At 63.9% G+C, this 17,008-nt stretch carries 16 protein-coding genes; 10 read left to right on the forward strand and 6 right to left on the reverse strand.

Annotated elements, in window-relative coordinates; genetic code table 11:
- Positions 1–17: 17 nt before the first annotated feature.
- The 3 genes from ACIPZ5_RS19825 to ACIPZ5_RS19835 all read right to left on the reverse strand — a co-directional run bounded on the left by ACIPZ5_RS19825 (position 18) and on the right by ACIPZ5_RS19835 (position 3,067).
- Positions 18–1,682, reverse strand: coding sequence for a cation acetate symporter (locus ACIPZ5_RS19825; protein ID WP_085675414.1), 1,665 nt, complete (start codon positions 1,680–1,682; stop codon positions 18–20).
- On the reverse strand, positions 1,679–1,990 hold the full coding sequence (locus ACIPZ5_RS19830) for a DUF485 domain-containing protein (protein ID WP_110639578.1): 312 nt from the start codon (positions 1,988–1,990) through the stop codon (positions 1,679–1,681). The genes ACIPZ5_RS19825 and ACIPZ5_RS19830 overlap by 4 nt, the downstream gene beginning before the upstream one ends.
- A gap of 216 nt (positions 1,991–2,206) precedes the next feature.
- Positions 2,207–3,067 carry a glycine betaine ABC transporter substrate-binding protein gene (locus tag ACIPZ5_RS19835; RefSeq protein WP_261941164.1) on the reverse strand — a complete coding sequence of 287 codons (861 nt, stop codon included), beginning with the start codon at positions 3,065–3,067 and terminating at the stop codon, positions 2,207–2,209.
- A 196-nt stretch (positions 3,068–3,263) separates the two neighbouring features.
- Here ACIPZ5_RS19835 and ACIPZ5_RS19840 point away from each other — a divergent pair, with 196 nt between their 5' ends.
- Positions 3,264–4,829, forward strand: coding sequence for a glycosyl hydrolase family 17 protein (locus tag ACIPZ5_RS19840; RefSeq protein ID WP_400810249.1), 1,566 nt, complete (start codon positions 3,264–3,266; stop codon positions 4,827–4,829).
- Between the two features lie 164 nt (positions 4,830–4,993).
- On the opposite strand, the gene ACIPZ5_RS19845 is transcribed toward ACIPZ5_RS19840, so the two are convergent.
- Positions 4,994–5,362, reverse strand: a complete 369-nt coding sequence (locus tag ACIPZ5_RS19845; RefSeq protein ID WP_261941166.1) for a hypothetical protein — start codon at positions 5,360–5,362, stop codon at positions 4,994–4,996.
- A gap of 189 nt (positions 5,363–5,551) precedes the next feature.
- Here ACIPZ5_RS19845 and ACIPZ5_RS19850 point away from each other — a divergent pair, with 189 nt between their 5' ends.
- Together ACIPZ5_RS19850 and ACIPZ5_RS19855 are read left to right on the forward strand one after the other, a co-directional pair.
- The gene (locus ACIPZ5_RS19850) at positions 5,552–6,850 is read left to right on the forward strand and encodes a serine/threonine protein kinase (protein ID WP_261941167.1); all 1,299 of its coding nucleotides are present in this window, start codon (positions 5,552–5,554) and stop codon (positions 6,848–6,850) included.
- A 73-nt stretch (positions 6,851–6,923) separates the two neighbouring features.
- The gene (locus ACIPZ5_RS19855; protein ID WP_400810273.1) at positions 6,924–7,667 is read left to right on the forward strand and encodes a VacJ family lipoprotein; all 744 of its coding nucleotides are present in this window, start codon (positions 6,924–6,926) and stop codon (positions 7,665–7,667) included.
- 216 nt (positions 7,668–7,883) lie between these two features.
- On the opposite strand, the gene ACIPZ5_RS19860 is transcribed toward ACIPZ5_RS19855, so the two are convergent.
- Positions 7,884–9,032, reverse strand: coding sequence for a patatin-like phospholipase family protein (locus ACIPZ5_RS19860; protein WP_400810250.1), 1,149 nt, complete (start codon positions 9,030–9,032; stop codon positions 7,884–7,886).
- Positions 9,033–9,168: 136 nt separating this feature from the next.
- Positions 9,169–10,104, reverse strand: coding sequence for a lipid A biosynthesis lauroyl acyltransferase (locus ACIPZ5_RS19865; protein ID WP_343598942.1), 936 nt, complete (start codon positions 10,102–10,104; stop codon positions 9,169–9,171).
- Between the two features lie 111 nt (positions 10,105–10,215).
- Here ACIPZ5_RS19865 and minC point away from each other — a divergent pair, with 111 nt between their 5' ends.
- The 7 genes from minC to ACIPZ5_RS19900 all read left to right on the forward strand — a co-directional run bounded on the left by minC (position 10,216) and on the right by ACIPZ5_RS19900 (position 16,991).
- Entirely contained in the window at positions 10,216–10,980 is a 765-nt protein-coding gene (minC, locus tag ACIPZ5_RS19870) for a septum site-determining protein MinC (RefSeq protein WP_343598940.1), read from the forward strand.
- Positions 10,981–11,079: 99 nt separating this feature from the next.
- The gene (gene minD / locus ACIPZ5_RS19875) at positions 11,080–11,892 is read left to right on the forward strand and encodes a septum site-determining protein MinD (protein WP_054893840.1); all 813 of its coding nucleotides are present in this window, start codon (positions 11,080–11,082) and stop codon (positions 11,890–11,892) included.
- Positions 11,893–11,895: 3 nt separating this feature from the next.
- A complete protein-coding gene (minE, locus tag ACIPZ5_RS19880) occupies positions 11,896–12,150 on the forward strand; it encodes a cell division topological specificity factor MinE (protein ID WP_003252572.1) in 255 nt (84 codons plus the stop codon).
- Positions 12,151–12,326: 176 nt separating this feature from the next.
- Positions 12,327–12,962 carry an RluA family pseudouridine synthase gene (locus tag ACIPZ5_RS19885; RefSeq protein ID WP_019472567.1) on the forward strand — a complete coding sequence of 212 codons (636 nt, stop codon included), beginning with the start codon at positions 12,327–12,329 and terminating at the stop codon, positions 12,960–12,962.
- 168 nt (positions 12,963–13,130) lie between these two features.
- On the forward strand, positions 13,131–14,420 hold the full coding sequence (locus tag ACIPZ5_RS19890; protein ID WP_343598937.1) for a M18 family aminopeptidase: 1,290 nt from the start codon (positions 13,131–13,133) through the stop codon (positions 14,418–14,420).
- Between the two features lie 205 nt (positions 14,421–14,625).
- Complete coding sequence (locus ACIPZ5_RS19895; protein ID WP_177408523.1) at positions 14,626–14,793, forward strand: hypothetical protein; 168 nt, start codon at positions 14,626–14,628, stop codon at positions 14,791–14,793.
- Between the two features lie 44 nt (positions 14,794–14,837).
- A complete protein-coding gene (locus ACIPZ5_RS19900; protein WP_343598934.1) occupies positions 14,838–16,991 on the forward strand; it encodes a mechanosensitive ion channel family protein in 2,154 nt (717 codons plus the stop codon).
- Positions 16,992–17,008 lie beyond the last annotated feature (17 nt).

Here is a 17,008-nt window from a genome sequence, read left to right on the forward strand (position 1 = left end):
TTCATGGGCGAGGGCTATCAGTGTGAGACAGCGCCAGAAGCACCCAGGCCAGTCTGCGAACGGACGAACTGCGGGTAGAACAGCGCACGCTCGTCATCGGCAGCCTTGGACTTGTCGGTGACCGAGAAGAACCAGATACCGACGAAGGCGATGATCATCGAGAACAGCGCTGGGTATTCGTACGGGTAGATGGCTTTTTCATGGCCGAGGATCTGCACCCAGATGGTCGGGCCAAGGATCATCAGCGTCACCGCGCTTACCAGGCCCAGCCAGCCGCCGATCATGGCGCCGCGGGTGGTCAGCTTCTTCCAGTACATCGAGAGCAGCAGCACCGGGAAGTTGCAGCTGGCGGCAATGGAGAACGCCAGGCCGACCATGAAGGCGATGTTCTGCTTCTCGAACAGGATGCCCAGGCCGATCGCCAGCACGCCAAGGGCGATGGTGGTGATCTTCGACACACGGATCTCGTCCTTGTCGTTGGCCTTGCCCTTGCGCCAGACGCTGGCGTACAGGTCGTGGGACACCGCCGAGGCACCGGCCAGGGTCAGGCCGGCCACCACCGCCAGGATGGTGGCGAAGGCCACGGCCGAGATGAAGCCGAGGAACACGCTGCCACCCACGGCATCGGCCAGGTGCACCGCCGCCATGTTGTTGCCGCCGATCAGGGCGCCAGCGGCGTCCTTGAAGTCCGGGTTGGTGCTGACCAGCAGGATCGCGCCGAAACCGATGATGAAGGTCAGGATGTAGAAGTAGCCGATGAAGCCAGTGGCGTACAGCACGCTCTTGCGCGCTTCCTTGGCATCACTGACGGTGAAGAAGCGCATCAGGATGTGTGGCAGGCCAGCGGTACCGAACATCAGCGCCAGGCCCAGGGAGAACGCCGAGATCGGGTCCTTGACCAGGCCGCCCGGGCTCATGATCGCCTCGCCCTTGGCATGCACCTTGATCGCTTCGGAGAACAGGGTGTTGAAGTCAAAGCCCACGTGCTTCATCACCATCAGCGCCATGAAGCTGGCACCAGACAGCAGCAGCACGGCCTTGATGATCTGTACCCAGGTGGTGGCCAGCATGCCGCCGAACAGCACGTACAGGCACATCAGGATACCCACCAGGATCACCGCGACGTGGTAGTCGAGGCCGAACAGCAGCTCGATCAGCTTGCCCGCGCCGACCATCTGCGCGATCAGGTAGAACGCCACCACCACCAGCGAACCGGAGGCCGACAGGGTACGGATTTCCTTCTGCCCGAGGCGGTACGAGGCAACGTCGGCAAAGGTGTACTTGCCAAGGTTGCGCAGGCGCTCGGCAATCAGGAAGAGAATGATCGGCCAGCCGACCAGGAAGCCGATCGAGTAGATCAGGCCATCGTAGCCGGAGGTGAACACCAGGGCGGAAATACCCAGGAACGAGGCCGCCGACATGTAGTCACCGGCAATCGCCAGGCCGTTCTGGAAGCCTGTGATCTTGCCACCGGCAGCGTAGTAGTCGGCCGCCGACTTGTTGCGTTTGGAGGCCCAGTAGGTGATGCCGAGGGTGAAGGCGACGAAGGCCACGAACATGGCGATCGCCGGAACGTTCAGCGGTTGTTTCTGCACCTCGCCGGTCAGGGCATCGGCGGCCCACACGGCGGGTGCGAAGGCTCCGCAGGCCAGTACGGCCAGGGCTTTGGCGTGGCGAATCATTGTTGCGCCTCCTTCAGGATGGCCTTGTTCAGCTCATCGAACTCGCCGTTGGCGCGGCGCACGTAGATGGCGGTCAGGACGAATGCCGACACGATCAGGCCGACGCCCAGGGGAATGCCCCAGGTAATCGACGAGTCAGGGCTGAGCTTGGTGCCCAGAATCTGAGGACCGTAGGCGATCAGAAGGATGAAAGCGCAGTAGAGGCCGAGCATGATCGCCGAGAGAATCCAGGCGAACCGTTCACGTTTGCTGACCAGCTCCTTGAAGCGCGGGCTGTTTTGTATCGAGAGGTAAATGCTGTCGTTCATTGTTTTTGTCCTAGCAGCACAGGTAGGGGATGGAACCCACACCCTTACTTTATGCAGCTGTTGGACGCCAACCAGACGACCTTAGTCTTAGATGCAACGGTGTTTTACCGATTGCGTAACAAAGTGATGGCCCTTTCGCGGATAAATCCGCTCCTACAGGGATCTCTGTAGGAGCGGATTCATCCGCGATGAATCAAAACTGGCCAAAAAGGGTTGTTACTTACCAGTCCACTCCTTAACACGGTCCGGGTGCTTGGCCACCCAGTCCTTGGCCGCCGCTTCAGGCTTGGCACCTTCCTGGATCGCCAGCATGACCTCGCCGATCTCATCCTTGGACTGCCACTGGAACTTCTTCAGGAACTCCGCCACTTCCGGCGCCTTGGTCGCCAGTTCCTTGCTGCCGATGCTGTTCACGGTCTCAGCCGCGCCGTACACGCCTTTCGGGTCTTCGAGGAACTTCAGCTTCCACTTGGCGAACATCCAGTGCGGCACCCAGCCGGTCACTGCAATCGACTGCTGCTTGGCATACGCGCGGCCCAGTTCGGCGGTCATAGCCGCGCCGGAACTGGCCTGCAGCTTGTAGCCGGTCAGGTCGTAGTCCTTGATTGCCTGGTCGGTCTTGAGCATCACCCCGGAGCCTGCATCGATACCGACAATCTTCTGCTTGAAGCTGCTGTCGGTCTTGAGGTCGGCAATGCTCACGGCCTTGACGTATTCGGGGACGATCAGGCCGATCTTGGCGTCCTTGAAGTTCGGGCCGTAGTCGACCACGTTGTCCTTGTTCTTGGCCCAGTATTCACCGTGGGTGACCGGCAGCCAGGCCGAGAGCATGGCGTCGAGCTTGCCGGTGGCAACACCCTGCCACATGATGCCGGTGGCCACGGCCTGCAGTTTCACGTCATAGCCGAGCTTCTGCTTGATCACTTCTGCGGCGACGTTGGTGGTCGCCACACTGTCGGACCAACCATCAACGTAACCAATGCTTACTTCTTTGGCCATGGCCTGTGCAGCGCTCATGGTCAATACCAGGGCGGTGCCCACACCCAGGAAACGGCGCATTCTTGTAAAAGTAGCCATCAAAGCATCCCCTCGTCAGGTCTTGGAGACTGCATCATCTTCCTGCAACACAGGTCGACCTGCTCCCACTGCGACCTGTACCCGCCCATATGCGACAGCACTATGCCATTAGCGGCATCGGCCTACGGCAGCCTGCGCGATCCTTGCATGCCAAAGGTTTGGCGCCGGGCTACTATCTAGCGTTTTGTGCCTGACGATGGACCGCCCGATGCCTGAAGCTTCCCGCCTGCTGCTGCCGATGTACCTGCTTGCCTGCCTGCTCGCCCTGCTCGGGCTGGGGGCGCTCTGGTACGGGCTGGGCAAGCCCGTCGTGCTGCCCGACGCAGCCAGCCCCACGCACAAACTGCAGTGCGCGTCGTACACGCCGTTCGACAAGGACCAGTCGCCGTTCGACCAGCCTTTTCGCCTGCGCCCGGCGCGCATGGATGCCGACCTGGCGCTGCTGGCCGAGCGATTCCAGTGCATCCGTACCTATTCGATGAGCGGTCTTGAGGCAATCCCGGCGCTGGCGCGCAAGCATGGGCTGAAGGTGATGCTCGGCGCCTGGGTCAACGCCAACCCGGTCGACACCGAGAAGGAAGTGGACGCGCTGATCGCCGCTGCCAACGCCAACCCGGACGTGGTCAGCGCGGTGATCGTCGGTAACGAGGCGCTGCTGCGCAAGGAAGTGACTGGCGAGCAGTTGGCCACGCTGATCAACAAAGTGAAAAGCCAGGTCAAGGTGCCGGTGACCTATGCCGATGTCTGGGAGTTCTGGCTGCAGCACCCGCAGGTGGCGCCAGCGGTGGACTTCCTGACCATCCACCTGCTGCCCTACTGGGAAGACGACCCGCGCGGCATCGACGATGCCCTGGCCCACGTCGCCGACGTGCGCCGGGTGTTCGGCAACCGTTTCGCGCCCAAGGACATCTTCATCGGCGAAACCGGCTGGCCCAGCGAAGGCCGTCAACGCGAGACCGCCGTGCCCAGCCGCGCCAACGAGGCGCGGTTCATTCGTGGCTTCGTCGGCATGGCCGAGGCCAATGGCTGGCACTACAACCTGATCGAAGCATTCGACCAGCCATGGAAGCGTGCCAGTGAAGGCGCCGTGGGCGGTTACTGGGGGCTGTACGATGCCGACCGGCAAGACAAGGGGGTGCTCGAAGGGCCGGTCAGCAACCTGCATTACTGGCCGCAGTGGTTGCTGGCGAGCGTGCTGTTGATGGCACTCACGCTGCTGATGGCCGGGCGCCCCGCCACACCGCTGGCGGCCTTGCTGCTGCCGCTGCTGGCCGCGTTTGGCGCAGGCTGCCTGGGGCTGTGGGGCGAGTTGATGCGTACCCATGCACGGTTTGCCGGGGAATGGGTGTGGGCGGTGGTGCTGGCCGGGTTGAACCTGCTGGTGCTGATGCATGCAGCCCTTGCCCTGGTCCGCCGCAACGGCTGGCGCGAGCGGTTGTTCGGTTACCTGCAGGCGCGTGCGGGGTGGCTGTTGCTGGCCGCCGGCTTTGCCGCAGCGGTGAGCATGCTGGCGATGGTGTTCGACCCGCGCTACCGCAGCTTCCCGAGCGTGGCGCTGGCCCTGCCGGCGCTGGTGTACCTGCTGAGGCCGGTGGCTGCACGGCGCGCGGAAGTGGCGTTGCTGGCGTTTATCGTCGGGGCCGGGGTGTTGCCGCAGCTGTATCGGGAAGGGCTGGAGAATCAGCAGGCCTGGGGCTGGGCGCTGGTCAGTGTGTTGATGACTGCAGCCTTGTGGAGAAGCTTGCGGTTGCGCCTGGCTTGATACCCTGGGGCCGCTTTGCGGCCCATCGCCGGCAAGCGCGGCTCCCACAAGGGACTGCACAAGCCCGCGGGCTTACACGGTCGGTGGACTGCACAAGCCTGCGGGCTTGCACAGTCCCTTGTGGGAGCCGCGCTTGCCGGCGATGGGCTGCACAGCAGCCCCTGTCAGCCCCGGCGCGGTTGCCGGACCAACCGCAACCCCGCCAGCACCACCACGAACACGGCAATGCTGGCGGTGTACAGCACCAGGGCGGGAATGCCGAACACCAATGCCAACACCGCCAGCCACCACCCGGCGCGCCCCGAAACCAGCTGCGCGAGCAAGGCCATGCCCAACCCGGCCCAGGCCATCACCTGAAAGTGAATGCCCAACCCCAGCAACGAACGCACCTGGCACTGCCAGTGGTCGCCTGGCACCACGCACAGCCCGACCCACTGCCCATCCTCCATCAGCCCGTAGCGCACGCCATAACTGGCGGCGAGCCAGAGTGCCAGAAACATCAGCAGTAGAGCGGCCGGCAGCGATCGAGACATCCCATTCTCCAATAGCGGTAATCGAAATCATCCATGATCGCCCAAGCCCGGTTGTAAGGCAAAATCACAACCCTGCAGCTATGTTGCAGATAACAAGCACACCAAAGGCCACCGCACCAGGCAACTTTGCCCAGGCAACCGTGGTCCTAGCCTGCGTACTGCACGACCTTGATCCTTCTGGGGGAATACATGCTTCGATCTTGGCGCCTCGCCGCCCTTCTTGGCGGCCTGCTCATGGCTGCGGCCGCTTCGGCGCGGGATATCGACGCCGCGAGCTACGGCTACCCCTTGACCAACCCGTTCGAGGCGACCATCGCCACCACGCCACCGGAGCAGCGCCCGACCCTGCCCAGCGACGATGACATCGACCAGTCCGACTACAGCCTGAACCTGCGCCCGGAGCGCGAGTTCAGCTTGCCCGACAACTTCTGGGCGGTGAAGAAGCTCAAATATCGCCTGGCACGCCAGGACCACGAGGCACCGCTGATCTTCCTCATCGCCGGTACCGGTGCGCCCTACTCCAGCAGCATCAACGAATACCTCAAGAAGCTGTTCTACCAGGCCGGCTTCCACGTGGTGCAACTGTCGTCGCCGACCAGCTACGACTTCATGAGCGCAGCTTCACGCTTCGCCACTCCCGGGGTCAGCCAGGAAGACGCCGAAGACATGTACCGGGTGATGCAGGCCGTGCGTGCCCAGCACCCGCGTCTGCCCGTCAGCGAGTACTACCTCACCGGCTACAGCCTGGGCGCGCTGGACGCTGCATTCGTCAGCCACCTCGACGAAACTCGTCGCAGCTTCAACTTCAAGCGCGTGCTGCTGCTCAATCCACCGGTCAACCTGTATACCTCGATCAACAACCTCGACAAACTGGTACAGACCCAGGTCAAGGGCATCGACCGCAGCACCACCTTCTACGAGCTGATGCTGGAGAAGCTCACCCGCTACTTCCAGGACAAGGGCTACATCGACCTCAACGATGCCCTGCTGTACGACTTCCAGCAGTCGAAGCAACACCTGTCCAACGAACAGATGGCCATGCTCATCGGCACCTCGTTCCGCTTCTCGGCGGCCGACATCGCCTTCACCTCCGACCTGATCAACCGCCGCGGCCTGATCATTCCGCCGAAGTTCCCGATTACCGAGGGCAGCAGCCTGACGCCGTTCTTCAAGCGTGCCCTGCAGTGCGACTTCGACTGCTACATGACCGAGCAGGTGATCCCGATGTGGCGCGCCCGCACCGATGGCAACAGCATCCTGCAACTGGTCAACCAGGTCAGCCTATATGCACTGGAGGACTACCTGCACAACAGCGACAAGATCGCCGTGATGCACAACGCCGACGACGTCATCCTCGGCCCCGGCGATATCGGTTTCCTGCGCAAGGTGTTCGGTGATCGTCTGACCCTTTACCCCCATGGCGGCCATTGCGGCAACCTCAACTACCGCGTCAACAGCGACGCCATGCTGGAGTTCTTCCGTGGCTAACAAATTCCTCCTCGCCACCGCCCTGCTGATTGCCGGCAATGCCCTGGCCGCGGAAACCGCGCCCCGGGCCAGCGTGGTCGAAGCCGACCCACAAGTCACCCAGGCGCCACTGGCGCCGGAGGCTGACGGCTTCATCGACCCGCTGCGCGCACTGAAATTCAACCCCGGGCTCGACCAGCGCGAATTCGAACGCTCGACCCTGGAGGCGCTGAACGTGTACGACCCGCTGGAGTCGCTGAACCGGCGCATCTACCACTTCAACTACCGGCTCGACCAATGGGTGCTGCTGCCGCTGGTCAGTGGCTACCAGTACGTCACGCCCAGCTTCGTGCGTACCGGCGTGAGCAATTTCTTCAACAACCTCGGTGACGTGCCGAACCTGTTCAACAGCGTGCTGCAACTCAAGGCCAAGCGCTCGGCAGAAATCACCGCGCGGCTGATGTTCAACACCATCATCGGCGTGGGTGGCTTGTGGGACCCGGCAACCAGCATGGGCCTGCCGCGCCAGAGCGAGGACTTTGGCCAGACCCTGGGCTTCTATGGCGTGCCGGAGGGGCCGTACCTGATGCTGCCGGTACTCGGCCCGTCGAACCTGCGCGACACCACCGGGCTGGCGGTGGACTACGCCGGCGAGCAGGCGGTGAACTACCTGAACGTGGCCGAGGCCAGCGAAAACCACCCAGAGATCTTCGCCTTGCGCGTGGTGGACAAGCGCTACACCACCAAATTCCGCTACGGGCAGCTCAACTCGCCGTTCGAGTACGAGAAGGTGCGCTATGTGTATACCCAGGCGCGCAAGCTGCAAATAGCTGAATAAGCAGGCCCGGCCTCTTCGCGGGACAAGCCCGCTCCCACAGGATTTGTGTCTACGCGGTCATTGTGGGAGCAACTGTCTTGTGCTGCTTGTGCCGGCCTCTTCGCGGGTGAACCCGCTCCCACAGGTTCAATGCTTACCTCGAGGCATGCGCAATCCCTGTGGGAGCGGCGGTTCGGCGCCCCGACTTGTCCCGCGAAGAGGCCGGTGCAGGCAACATCAAATCCCCAGGAACTGACACAGCTCGCGCTTCTTGGCCAAGGCATCGCGCCGTCCCAGTTCGATCAGCTCGCTGCAATAGCTGGCCTCGAACAGCAGATAGCTCAACACCCCCGCCCCGCTCGTGCGCGTCGCCCCCGGCCCGCGCAGGAACAACCTTAACGCCGCCGGCAATTCCCGCCGGTGGCGCGCGGCTATCTCATCCAACGGTTGGCTCGGCGCAACCACCAGCACCTCGATCGGCGCCAGGCCCAGGCGCCGTGCATCCAGGTGCGCCGGCAGCAGCCGGCTGAGGTGGTTGAGCCGCTGCAGCAGCTCGATGTCGTCCTCAAGGCTGTCGATGAAGGTGCTGTTGAGCATGTGCGCGCCGATCTGCGCCAGGCTCGGCTGCTGGCCGCTGAACACGCGCTGGGTCGGCAACGGTGCCGCCGGGCGCTGCGGGTTGCCGCTGACCCCGACCACCAGCACCCGGCTGGCGCCCAGGTGCAGGGCCGGGCTGATCGGTGCCGACTGGCGCACCGCGCCGTCGCCGTAGTACTCGTCGCCCAGGCGTACCGGGGCGAACAGCAGCGGAATCGCCGCGCTGGCCAGCAGGTGATCGATGGTCAACGGCGTGGGCACACCGATGCGGCGGTGGCGCAGCCAGGCGTCGATGGTGCCGCGCCCCTGGTAGAACGTCACCGCCTGGCCGCTTTCGTAGCCGAATGCGGTCACGGCGACTGCCCGGAGTTGCTCGGCGGCGATGGCGTGACCAATGCCATCCAGGTCCAGATGCGACTCCAACAGGCCACGCAAGGGGCGGCTATCGAGCAAGGCCACCGGCACCGGCCCGCCCAGCCCCAGCAGGCTGTGGCCGACGAAGCGACTGGCCTGGTGCACCACCCCGGGCCAGTCGCTGCGGATGACCAGGCGGCTGCGGAAGTTTTGCCAGAACGCGGTAAGGCGCTGCACGGCGTCATGGAAGCGGGTGGCGCCACTGGCCAGGGTCACGGCGTTGATGGCACCGGCCGAGGTGCCGACGATGACCGGGAACGGGTTGTGCGCGCCGGGCGGCAGCAGCTCGGCGATGCCGGCGAGAACACCGACCTGATAGGCGGCACGGGCGCCGCCGCCAGAAAGGATGAGACCGGTTACCGGGGGTGGCGCCATGGATTCCTTCCTGGATCAGCTGTTTTCAGGCCCGGCCTCTTCGCAGGACAAACCCGCTCCCACAGAGCCAGCCTTTACGCGGTCATTGTGGAAGCGGGCTTGCCCCGCGAAAGGGCCGGTACAGGCAATACAAAAATCAGCGTTTTTTCTTGTCATACAGCCGCGGCGCACCCTCGGGCCGCGACTTGAAGCGCCGATGCGCCCACAGGTACTGCTCGGGGCATTCGCGCAGCACGCCTTCGACCCACTGGTTGATCCGCAGGCAATCGGCTTCTTCGCTCTCACCGGGGAAACCCTCCAGCGGCGGGTGAATCACCAGACGATAGCCGCTGCCGTCCTCCAGGCGCTTCTGGGTGAACGGAATCACCTGCGCCTTGCCCAGGCGGGCGAACTTGGTGGTTGCGGTGACCGTGGCCGCCGGGATACCGAACAACGGCACGAAGATGCTCTGCTTGGCGCCGTAATCCTGGTCCGGTGCGTACCAGATCGCCCGGCCCGAGCGCAGCAACTTGAGCATGCCACGGACGTCATCACGCTCCACCGCCAGCGAATCGAGGTTGTGCCGCTCACGGCCACTGCGCTGGATGAAGTCGAACAGCGGGTTGCCGTGCTCGCGGTACATGCCGTCGATGGTATGGGCCTGGCCGAGCAGTGCGGCGCCGATTTCCAGGGTGGTGAAGTGCACCGCCATCAGAATGGCGCCCTGCCCGGCCTGCTGCGCTGCCTGCAGGTGCTCGAGGCCTTCGATGTGGGCCAGGGGCGCCAGGCGGGCCTTGGGCCACCACCAGCTCATGGCCATTTCGAAGAAGGCGATACCGGTGGAGGCGAAGTTGGCCTTGAGCAGGCGCCGCCGTTCGTCGTCGGACAGCTCCGGGAAGCACAGTTCGAGGTTACGCGCGGCAATGCGCCGGCGCTCGCCGGCCACACGGTACATCAGCGCACCCAGGGCACTGCCGAGCCACAGCAGGGCTCGGTATGGCAACTGCACCACCAGCCACAGCAGGCCCAGGCCAAGCCACAGGCCCCAGAATCGCGGGTGAAGGAAGTAGGGTCGAAAACGCGGGCGTTCCATTGAAGCTTCCGGCAAGACAAAGGCCGAGCATTCTACATCGGATCGGCACCGGTTGCGGCCAACCGGTCTTATCGTTATAAGTCAGGGCACTTTTTTCGCAACAAGCCGTCTATGCAGACCATGAGCCCAAACCACACACCCGACACCGCCTCCGTGTTCCAGCTCAAGGGCAGCATGCTCGCCATCACTGTGCTGGAACTGGGGCGCAACGACCTGGAAGCCCTCGACCGCCAGCTGGCGGCGAAAGTGGCCCAGGCCCCGAATTTCTTCAGCAACACGCCGCTGGTGCTGGCGCTGGACAAACTGCCAGCCGACGAAGGGGCGATCGACCTGCCCGGGCTGATGCGTATTTGCCGCCATCATGGCCTGCGAACCCTGGCGATCCGCGCCAACCGCATCGAGGACATCGCCGCGGCGATCGCCATCGACCTGCCGGTGTTGCCGCCATCCGGCGCCCGCGAGCGGCCGCTGGAGCCCGAGCCGGAGGTGAAGAAGGCCGAACCGGCCCCGCCCCCAGCGCCGGCTCCCGCTCCCGAGCCAGAGGTGCGCCCGACCCGCATCATCACCTCGCCCGTACGAGGCGGCCAGCAGATATACGCCCAGGGTGGCGATCTGATCGTCACCGCCTCGGTCAGCCCAGGTGCGGAACTTCTCGCCGATGGCAACATCCATGTGTACGGCGCCATGCGCGGCCGCGCCCTGGCCGGGATCAAGGGTAATACCAAGGCGCGTATCTTCTGCCAGCAGATGACCGCCGAAATGGTCTCGATCGCCGGCCAGTACAAGGTGTGCGAAGACCTGCGCCGCGACCCGCTGTGGGGCGCCGGCGTGCAAGTCAGCCTGTCCGGTGACGTGTTGAACATCACCCGTCTTTAACGGATACTTGCCGTCATTTTTAGAGCAACTTTTTTATCTGTTGCCGTTTTTTGCATTTTGCTGGGACACCTGTCCCGACTTATTTAGGGGTGAAACACCTTGGCCAAGATTCTCGTCGTTACTTCCGGCAAGGGGGGTGTGGGCAAGACCACCACCAGCGCCGCCATCGGCACCGGCCTCGCACTGCGCGGCCACAAGACTGTCATCGTCGACTTCGACGTGGGCCTGCGTAACCTCGACCTGATCATGGGCTGCGAGCGCCGCGTGGTGTACGACTTCGTCAACGTGGTCAACGGCGAAGCCAACCTGCAGCAGGCCCTGATCAAGGACAAGCGCCTCGAGAACCTGTTCGTGCTGGCCGCCAGCCAGACCCGCGACAAGGACGCGCTGACCCAGGAAGGCGTCGAAAAGGTGCTGATGGAGCTGAAAGAACAGTTCGATTACGTCATCTGCGACTCGCCGGCCGGTATCGAGAAAGGCGCGCACCTGGCGATGTACTTCGCCGACGAAGCCATTGTCGTGACCAACCCTGAAGTGTCCTCGGTACGTGACTCGGACCGCATGCTGGGCATCCTGTCGAGCAAGTCGCGCCGCTCCGAGAACGGCGAGGAGCCGATCAAGGAACACCTGCTGATCACCCGTTACCACCCAGAGCGCGTCGAAAAGGGCGAAATGCTCAGCATCGCCGACGTCGAAGAGATCCTGGCGATCAAGCTCAAGGGTGTGATCCCCGAGTCGCAGGCCGTGCTCAAGGCCTCCAACCAAGGTATCCCGGTCATCCTCGACGACCAGAGCGATGCCGGCCAGGCGTACAGCGACACTGTTGACCGCCTCCTGGGCAAAGAGAAACCCCTGCGTTTCATCGAAGTGCCGAAGCAAGGATTCTTCGCGCGCCTGTTTGGAGGCAAGTAAACCATGAACCTTTTTGACTTCTTTCGTGGCAGACAGAAACAGACCAGCGCGTCGGTAGCGAAAGAGCGTCTACAGATCATCGTGGCGCATGAGCGCGGCCAGCGCAGCGAACCGGACTACCTGCCGGCGCTGCAGAAAGAACTGCTGGAAGTGATCCGCAAGTATGTGAACATCGGCAACGATGATGTGCATATCGAGCTGGAAAACCAGGGCAGCTGCTCGATTCTGGAGCTGAACATCACCTTGCCTGATCGCTGATCCGGCTGAAAGCTGGGGCTGCCGTGCAGCCCTTCGCGGCGGTTCGGCGCCCCGACAAGCCCGCTCCCACAGGATAAGCACAGCACTGTGGGAGCGGGCTTGTCGGGGCGCCGAACCGCCGCGAAGGGCCGCAAGGCGGCCCCAATGCTTTCCCCCTTTTTCACAGAGACTCCGCAATGCCGCTGTCGAACATCCAGATCCTCCATGAAGACGCCGCCATCCTGGTGATCAACAAGCCGACCCTGCTGCTGTCGGTACCTGGCCGTGCCGAGGACAACAAGGACTGCCTGATCACCCGCCTGCAGGAAAACGGCTACCCGGACGCACTGATCGTGCACCGCCTGGACTGGGAAACCTCCGGCATCATCCTGCTGGCCCGCGATGCCGACAGCCACCGCGAGCTGTCGCGCCAGTTTCACGACCGTGAGACCGAAAAGGCCTACACCGCGTTGTGCTGGGGCCAGCCGGCGCTGGACAGCGGCAGCATCGACCTGCCGCTGCGCTACGACCCGCCCACCAAACCGCGGCACGTGGTGGACCACGAGCAGGGCAAGCATGCCCTGACCTTCTGGCGTATCGTCGAGCGCTGCGGGGACCACTGCCGCGTCGAACTGACGCCGATCACCGGCCGCTCGCACCAGCTGCGCGTGCACATGCTGTCGATCGGCCATCCGTTGCTGGGTGACCGCCTGTATGCCAACCCAGAGGCGCTGGCGGCCCATGAACGGCTGTGCCTGCATGCCTCGATGTTGAGCTTCACCCACCCGGTCAGCGGTGAGCGCCTGAAGTTCGAGTGCCCTGCCCCCTTCTGATCTTGCTAGGCCTGTACCGGCCTCTTCGCGGCTGAAGCCGCGCCCACAGGTATTGCGCAGCCTTGAGAGCAGTGCGGTCCCAGTGGGAGCGGCTTTAGCCGCGAAGAGGCCGACACAAATTTTCGACTCAATAGGCTAAACTCGCGCCACTGCTGTCTGGAGTGAGTTATGCGCGAAGCACTGAATACCGGCCTGATCGAATTCCTCAAGGCCTCCCCGACGCCCTTCCATGCCACCGCCAGCCTGGCCCAGCGCCTGGAAGCGGCCGGCTACCAGCGCCTGGACGAGCGTGACAGCTGGGCCACGGTGCCCGGTGGCCGCTACTACGTTACCCGCAACGACTCCTCGATCATCGCCATCAAGCTGGGCAAGCAACCGCCGCTGCTGAACGGCATCCGCATGGTCGGCGCGCACACCGACAGCCCGTGCCTGCGGGTCAAGCCGCAGCCCGAGCTGCAGCGCCAGGGCTTCTTGCAACTGGGCGTTGAAGTGTACGGCGGCGCGCTGCTGGCGCCGTGGTTCGACCGCGACCTGTCGCTGGCCGGGCGGGTCACCTTCCGCCGTGACGGCAAGGTCGAAAGCCAACTGATCGACTTCAAACTGCCGATCGCGATCATCCCCAACCTGGCGATCCACCTGAACCGCACCGCCAACGAAGGCTGGCAGATCAACCCGCAGAACGAGCTGCCGCCGATTCTGGCGCAGGTGGCCGGTGACGAGCGCATCGACTTCCGCGCCGTGCTCACCGAGCAGCTGGCACGCGAGCACGACCTCAACGCCGACGTGGTGCTGGATTACGAGCTGAGCTTCTACGATACCCAGGACGCCGCACTGATCGGCCTCAATGGCGACTTCATCGCCGGCGCCCGCCTGGACAACCTGCTGTCGTGCTACGCCGGCCTGCAGGCGCTGCTGGGTGCCGACAGCGACGAGACCTGCGTGCTGGTGTGCAACGACCATGAAGAAGTCGGCAGCTGCTCGGCCTGCGGTGCCGACGGCCCGATGCTCGAACAGACCCTGCAGCGCCTGCTGCCGGACGGCGACGCCTACGTGCGCACCATCCAGCGCTCGCTGATGGTCTCGGCCGACAACGCCCACGGCGTGCACCCCAACTACGCCGACAAGCACGACGGCAACCACGGGCCCAAGCTCAACGCCGGGCCGGTGATCAAGGTCAACAACAACCAGCGCTACGCCACCAACAGCGAAACCGCCGGGTTCTTCCGCCACCTGTGCATGGCCGAGGAAGTGCCGGTGCAGAGTTTCGTGGTACGCAGCGACATGGGCTGTGGTTCGACCATCGGGCCGATTACCGCCAGCCACCTGGGTGTGCGGACGGTGGATATCGGCTTGCCGACCTTTGCCATGCATTCGATTCGTGAACTGTGCGGCAGCCATGACCTGGCGCATCTGGTGAAGGTACTGAGTGCCTTCTACCGTAGCCGCGAGCTGCCTTGAGATTGATGTAGGCAGGCCCGGACTTTTCGCGGGACAAGCCCGCTCCCACAGTGACCGCGCAGGGCTTGAGCCCTGTGGAGGGCCTGTAGGAGCGGGCTTGCCCCGCGACGAGGCCGGGCCTGAAAACAACTGTCCAGGATCAATCCCCCTTCTGCCCAACCCGCTATGCTTGTTATATGGCCCCCAAGCAGAAGGACTGCTGCCCATGTCCCCCTTCCTCTCACTGTTCGTGCCGGTGTTCCTGTTCCTGATGCTGCTGACCATCGGCTTCAGCCTGCGCGAGCGCAACATCGGCGTGCTGATGATGTGGATCGGCACACTGGGCATCTTTGGCCTCACCTGCTGGACGATCCTGGAGAAACTGCCGACATAAACCTCTACACTCGGTCAATCGTTTGACCTGAGGTAGATTTCCCGGTGCCAGCCTTTCTGCGTTGCCTAGCCCTGCTGCTGTTCATCTTCATGTCCCCGGTCCAGGCGGCGGGCTTGCCCAGCCTGCTGGGCTCCAGCGCCCCCGCCCAGCCCGAAGCCACCGAGCCCCTGGGCAAATCGCTGGACGAGGTGATCAAGAACCTCGAGAACGACCAGCAACGTGCCAAGCTGCTGGCCGACCTGAAGAAACTGCGCGACGCCACCAAGCAATCGCAACCTACCGTCGAACAGGGTGTTCTGGGCCTGATCGGCGGCGCCCTGCACGACTTCGAAAAACAGTTCAGCGGTGACTCCAGCCCGTTCTACCGCTGGTCGCAGGAAATAGAACAGGCCCAGGTCGAACTGACCGAACTGATCGTTCCGGTACATCAGTGGCCGGCTATCCTGTTCGGCTTTGCCGCAGTCATCGCGGTGTGGAGCTTGCTGGCCTATGCCTTCAACTGGGTCGGCCACCGCGTGCGGGTGCGTTTCGGCCTGACCGAGGAGCTGCCCCAACACCCGCGCACCTGGGACTTGGTGCGCTTTGCCCTGCGCAAGCTGGGGCCATGGCTGGTGGCACTGGTCTTCACCATCTACCTGAGCTTCGCCCTGCCGCCCTCGCTGGGCAAGTCGCTGGCCATGGTGCTGGCCTATGCACTGGTGGTCGGCACCTGCTTCTCGGCCATCTGCGTGATCGCCTTCTCGCTGCTCGACGGCCCCCATCGTCACCGTGCCCTGCATATCCTGCGCCACCAGGCTTTCCGCCCGCTGTGGCTGATCGGCAGCTTCGCCGCCTTTGGCGAGGCCATGAGCGACCCGCGCATGCTGGTCGCTCTGGGTACCCACCTGGCCCATGCCCTGGCGACATTGGCCAATGTCATCGCGGCACTGTCGTCGGGCCTGTTCATCCTGCGCTTCCGCCGGCCGATCGCCCACCTGATCCGCAACCAGCCCCTGGCCCGGCGCCTGACCCGGCGCACCCTGAGCGACACCATCGAGATCCTCGGCAGCTTCTGGTTCGTGCCGGCGCTGATCCTGGTGGCCGTATCGCTGTTCGCCACCTTCATTTCCGCCGGCGACACCAGCACCGCCCTGCGCCAGTCGCTGATGTGCACCGTGCTGGTGGTGGTGTGCATGGTGCTCAACGGCCTGGTGCGCCGCCACGCCGCCAACCCGAAACGCGCCAGCAAGCGCCAGGCGGTGTACGCCGAGCGCCTGCGCAACTTCGGCTACCTGCTGGTGCACCTGTTCATCTGGCTGGTGTTCATCGAACTGGGGCTGCGCGTGTGGGGCCTGTCGATGATCGGCTTCGCCGAAGGCGAGGGCCATGAAGTGAGTGTGCGCCTGCTGGGCCTGGCCGGCACGCTGATCGTTGCCTGGCTGGTATGGATCCTCGCCGATACCGCCGTGCACCATGCCCTGGTGCGGTCGCGCCGCGGCCTGGCCAACGCCCGCGCGCAGACCATGATGCCGCTGATCCGCAACGTGATGTTCGTGGTCATCTTCATCATCGCGGTGATCGTCGCCCTGGCCAACATGGGCATGAACGTCACGCCGCTGCTGGCCGGTGCCGGTGTGATCGGCCTGGCCATCGGTTTTGGCGCGCAGTCGCTGGTGGCCGACCTGATCACTGGCTTGTTCATCATCATCGAAGACTCGCTGGCAATCGATGACTATGTCGATGTCGGCGGCCACCTGGGCACGGTCGAGGGCCTGACTATCCGTACCGTCCGCCTGCGTGACATCGACGGCATCGTGCATACCATCCCGTTCAGCGAGATCAAGAGCATCAAGAACTACTCCCGCGAGTTCGGCTACGCGATCTTCCGCGTGGCGATTCCGCACAGCATGAACATCGACCAGGCGATCACGCTGATCCGCGAAGTGGGGCAGAAACTGCGCAACGACCCGCTGATGCGCCGCAACATCTGGTCGCCGCTGGAGTTGCAGGGGGTGGAGAGTTTCGAGTCGGGCTCGGCGATCCTGCGGGCACGCTTCAAGACCGCGCCGATCAAGCAGTGGGAAGTGTCGCGGGCTTTCAACCTGGCGCTCAAGCGCCAGCTTGACGAGGCCGGGCTGGACCTGGCCACGCCGCGCCTGTCGGTGCAGGTAGTCACGGCCGGGGGTGGCAAGATGGCAGAATCAGGTTCCTCCAGTTAGAACCCTTTCGCGGGGCA

The sequence above is a fragment of the Pseudomonas sp. NPDC089428 genome (assembly GCF_044749325.1).
Classification (GTDB): domain Bacteria; phylum Pseudomonadota; class Gammaproteobacteria; order Pseudomonadales; family Pseudomonadaceae; genus Aquipseudomonas.